Here is a 4,129-nt window from a genome sequence, read left to right as displayed (position 1 = left end):
TAGCCTTGTGGAACCACCTGATCCCATCCCGAACTCAGAAGTGAAACGCAAACGCGCCGATGGTAGTGTGGGGTCTCCCCATGTGAGAGTAGGTCATCGCCAAGCGCCTAATTATCTCATTGAGATGCAACGAAGCCAGCTGAATAAGCTGGCTTTTTTGCGTCTATAATTTGTTGATTGGAGTGATTTTCCTGCTTTTCTCTCTGTTCTTCATCCTGCCATCTTCTCTAGCATGAGCTGCAATCCTCGCTTTTAGCAGTTACAATACGTTTTTGTCTTCATTGAACAAACACATGTCTCTATCTCATAGCCTTCAATCATTTAATTCCTTTGGTTTAGCCCAGTCTTGTGCGGATCTTGTTGAGGCGCACTCAAAAGAAGCTGTTAAGGCGATCTGTCTGCCGCTATGGCAACAACAATTGCCTATGTTGGTGCTTGGTGGTGGTAGCAATCTGGTCTTTACGGAGGACTTTAACGGCACAGTTGTCAGGATTTTATCGAAAGGGATAAAAGTATCTGAAGACACAGAAGCGTTTTATCTCGATGTTGAGGCGGGTGAGAATTGGCACGAGTTAATTCAGTTTACGCTCGAGCATGGCATGTTTGGGCTGGAGAATATGGCATTAATTCCTGGGACGGTTGGTGCAGCACCTATTCAGAATATTGGCGCTTATGGTGTTGAACTATGTGATGTGTGTGATTGGGTTGAGTATCTTGATTTACCCTCAGGTGAGTTTGTGCGCATCAGCACAGCTGAGTGTCAATTTGCTTACCGTGAGTCTATTTTCAAAGACAAATTGCGCAATCTCGCTGTAGTCACAGCTGTTGGGCTGCGCTTAGCTAAACGTTGGCAACCGCGTTTGGCCTATGGTCCATTGCAATCGTTTGATCCTGCAACCGTTACAGCGCATGAGATTTTTGAGCGCGTATGCCAAGTACGAAGTGAAAAGCTTCCTGATCCCGCAGTGCTCGGCAATGCAGGCAGTTTCTTTAAAAACCCCATTGTAAGCGCAGCCTGTTATCTCGATTTAGCACAGCGTTTTCCGACGATAGTGGGCTACGCACAAGCGGATGCAACAGTGAAATTGGCTGCAGGCTGGTTGATTGAACAAGCGGGACTGAAAGGTTTTGTGCTCGGCAATGTGGCAGTGCATGACAAGCAAGCCTTAGTGTTAGTGAATCGAGGCGGAGCAACTGGGCATGATATTTGCCGCCTAGCGCTGTATGTTATTGCGCAAGTACAGGATAAATTTGGTGTTGTGCTAGAAGCCGAGCCTAGAATCATCGGGGCTAACGGTGAAGGAGATTTGCATGTCTGAACATTGGGGAAGAAAACGCCAGATATTAGCTTTATTATCTAGCGGACAATTTGTTTCTGGCGAGCAGTTAGCCACTGAACTTGGGATTTCGCGCGCCGCAGTGAATAAGCATATCGATGCGCTAGAAACCTATGGTGTGGCAATTTATAGCGTCAAAGGTCGCGGTTATAAGTTAGCTAATCCTATTTCTTTGATTGATGCTTCACGTTTAGTGCAATCAATTGATAACCGTTGCTTTTACTTTGATGAGATAGCAAGCACCAACGGTTTTATGCTGGACCATACTACTGAATTGAAGAATGGTGATGTGTGTGTGGCAGAGTATCAATCCGCAGGTCGTGGTCGTCGAGGCCGAACTTGGGTGTCGCCCTATGGGCATCACTTATATTTCTCGCTGTTTTGGACTTTCCCGCAGGGAATGGCGCAGGCAATGGGATTAAGTTTAGTGGTGGCCTGTACATTGGTTGAGGTGCTTAAATCTTTTGGCGTCGAGAATATTGGTGTTAAGTGGCCCAATGACATCTATTTGGATAACAAGAAGCTTGCCGGGATCTTGATTGAGATGTCGGGTCAGGCTGATAGCCAGTGCCAGCTTATCATAGGTGTTGGTGTGAATATGGCTATGTCCGAGGAGCAAGGTAAAGATATCGATCAGCCTTGGAGTGATTTGTCAGAGTTGGTCGATATGCCTGACAAGACGGCGCTTGTTATTGCATTACAGAAGCAGCTTAAGCGTGATATTCAGCTATTTGAGCGTGAAGGATTAGCTGCATTCAAGACTCGTTGGCAAGCCGCAGACTTATTTTATGGTCGTGAAATACGTTTGCTTATGGGGGAAAAGTCTGTCGAAGGAATTTGTCGAGGCGTTGATGAGCAAGGTGCAGTATTGCTCGAAACCGCCGACGGTGTTCAAGCATTTATCGGCGGTGAAATTAGCTTAAGGGCACGTTAAGTACCCAAGAGTCAATTTTACATAATGCTATTTGCGCATCAGCACGTGGGACATCAAATGATCCTGACCTTTCTGCAGGATCAAATGGGCTCTCTCACGGGTCGGTTGAATGTTAAGTTGTAGGTTTGGGCCATTGATAGTGTCCCAAATATTGGCGGCAATCGTATTGGCCTCATCATCGGTTAGCGTTGAATAGTGATGAAAATAAGATTTTTTGTCACTGAATGCACCAGAGCGGAACTGCAAGAATCGTTCTTTATACCATTGTTTTAGCAAAGGTTCTTCTGCATCGACATAAATAGAAAAGTCGACAAAATCGGAGACGAAAGGACGACGGGTATCAACGGGGGAGTCGAGTCCAGTCTGCAATACATTCAAGCCTTCTAAAATTAAGATGTCTGGCTGAGAAACGGTTTGATGCTGATTTTTAACGCGGTCATAGGTGACGTGTGAATAGATAGGGGCTTTCACATGTGGCTGACCGGATTTCACGGCGGAGATAAACTCAACCAGCATTTTCATATCGTAACTTTCTGGAAATCCCTTACGCTGTAATAGTCCTTTACGTTTTAAGTCCGCCAGAGGATACAAAAAACCATCTGTTGTCACTAAATCAACTTTTGGGTGTTCAGGCCAGTGCCGTAGTAAAGCTTGCAAAATACGTGCTGTGGTGCTCTTTCCGACGGCGACACTACCAGCAATACTAATGATGTAAGGACTTTTTGATGGTTTTTGACCGAGGAATTCATCAACCACTAAGCCTCGTTGTTGCTTAGCTTTAACGATCAAATTCAGTAGCCGGCTAAGGGGAAGATAAATATCGGTCACTTCCGATAAGGAAATCTTTTCATTTATGCCTCTAAGGTTCTCCAAGTCTTGCTCACTCAGTGTCAACGGCACTGAATCTCGTAACTCAGACCATTGCAGGCGCTCGAAGGCGAGATAGAGTGCTTTTTGAATTGAATTTTTAGAAGTCATTGGCTTTCCTCAGCTTAGGAAAGGCACAGTACACTATGAGATTATTTGGAACAATACTAAATGGGTGATTGCAGTCGTGTTTCCGTTACCGTTTGATGTATTCGCTGTTTAATTGGCCGTCAAAGTTGCATAACGTGTAAAAAAACACCGTTCAAGCGCTTTTTTTACGTAAATAGGCGTTTTTTACTTGCACTTGGGAGCGCATTTACCTAATATCCCGTTCCGAAATGATAATGCCGGCATAGCTCAGTTGGTAGAGCAACTGACTTGTAATCAGTAGGTCCCGAGTTCGACTCTTGGTGCCGGCACCATTTTCTGTGGAGGGGTTCCCGAGTGGCCAAAGGGATCAGACTGTAAATCTGACGGCTCAGCCTTCGAAGGTTCGAATCCTTCTCCCTCCACCACTTTTTTCTAGGTAGTTAGGTAGCCTTAGTTAGGTTGCGCGGACATCGTATAATGGTATTACTCCAGCCTTCCAAGCTGATAACGCGGGTTCGATTCCCGCTGTCCGCTCCAAATTAGTTGCTGATATGGCTCAGTTGGTAGAGCACACCCTTGGTAAGGGTGAGGTCGGCAGTTCGAATCTGCCTATCAGCACCAGCCTCTCTAAATTTAGCTCCTACGCCTAAACATAATCGGTTCGATGTCATTTTAATGCATCGGATTTTTTCTATATGTTAGTTTTCATCACCAAGAATCTTGGACTGAGGCATTACCATGGCTAAAGCTAAATTTGAACGTATTAAGCCCCATGTAAACGTGGGCACCATTGGTCACGTTGACCATGGTAAAACCACACTGACTGCAGCTATCTCTCACGTACTGGCTAAGACCTACGGTGGCGAAGCTAAAGACTTCTCTCAAATCGATAACGCTCCAG

The 4,129-nt window shown here is 45.5% G+C and carries 4 protein-coding genes, 4 tRNA genes and 1 rRNA gene; 8 read left to right on the top strand and 1 reads right to left on the bottom strand.

Annotation, left to right across the window (positions count from 1 at the left end; genetic code table 11):
- The 3 genes from rrf to birA form a co-directional block, all read left to right on the top strand.
- Nucleotides 1-105 (top strand): 5S ribosomal RNA (rrf, locus tag KFE26_RS23430); the annotation flags it as partial.
- Between the two features lie 188 nt (nt 106-293).
- Nucleotides 294-1,319, top strand: coding sequence for a UDP-N-acetylmuramate dehydrogenase (gene murB, locus KFE26_RS23425; RefSeq protein ID WP_212601898.1), 1,026 nt, complete (start codon nt 294-296; stop codon nt 1,317-1,319).
- Entirely contained in the window at nt 1,312-2,271 is a 960-nt protein-coding gene (gene birA / locus KFE26_RS23420; RefSeq protein ID WP_212601897.1) for a bifunctional biotin--[acetyl-CoA-carboxylase] ligase/biotin operon repressor BirA, read from the top strand. Before murB ends, birA begins: the two co-directional genes overlap by 8 nt.
- A 27-nt stretch (nt 2,272-2,298) precedes the next feature.
- Here the strand turns inward: birA and coaA are convergent, their stop codons facing one another.
- Nucleotides 2,299-3,249 (bottom strand): type I pantothenate kinase, encoded by a 951-nt coding sequence (gene coaA / locus KFE26_RS23415; RefSeq protein ID WP_105251027.1) that lies wholly within the window; start codon nt 3,247-3,249, stop codon nt 2,299-2,301.
- Nucleotides 3,250-3,484: 235 nt separating this feature from the next.
- Here coaA and KFE26_RS23410 point away from each other — a divergent pair.
- From KFE26_RS23410 to KFE26_RS23390, 5 genes are all read left to right on the top strand, one after another.
- Nucleotides 3,485-3,560: transfer RNA gene (locus tag KFE26_RS23410), tRNA-Thr, on the top strand.
- An 8-nt stretch (nt 3,561-3,568) separates the two neighbouring features.
- Nucleotides 3,569-3,653: transfer RNA gene (locus tag KFE26_RS23405), tRNA-Tyr, on the top strand.
- Nucleotides 3,654-3,691: 38 nt separating this feature from the next.
- Nucleotides 3,692-3,765: transfer RNA gene (locus tag KFE26_RS23400), tRNA-Gly, on the top strand.
- 8 nt (nt 3,766-3,773) lie between these two features.
- Nucleotides 3,774-3,849 (top strand) — tRNA-Thr (locus KFE26_RS23395).
- Nucleotides 3,850-3,966: 117 nt separating this feature from the next.
- On the top strand, nt 3,967-4,129 hold a 163-nt coding region (locus tag KFE26_RS23390), incomplete at its 3' end, for a GTP-binding protein (protein WP_242326501.1).

Origin of the sequence: Shewanella sp. M16 (assembly GCF_018224605.1) — a bacterium.
In the GTDB taxonomy this organism is placed as follows: Bacteria; Pseudomonadota; Gammaproteobacteria; order Enterobacterales; family Shewanellaceae; genus Shewanella; species Shewanella oncorhynchi.
This window is presented reverse-complemented; position numbering and strand designations above follow the sequence as displayed.

What these genes read in the sequence shown, in the direction of transcription:
- murB (WP_212601898.1), top strand. Translation starts at nt 294, where the DNA reads ATGTCTCTATCTCATAGCCTTCAATCATTTAATTCCTTTGGTTTAGCC.
- birA (WP_212601897.1), top strand. Translation starts at nt 1,312, where the DNA reads ATGTCTGAACATTGGGGAAGAAAACGCCAGATATTAGCTTTATTATCT.
- coaA (WP_105251027.1), bottom strand. Translation starts at nt 3,249, where the DNA reads ATGACTTCTAAAAATTCAATTCAAAAAGCACTCTATCTCGCCTTCGAG.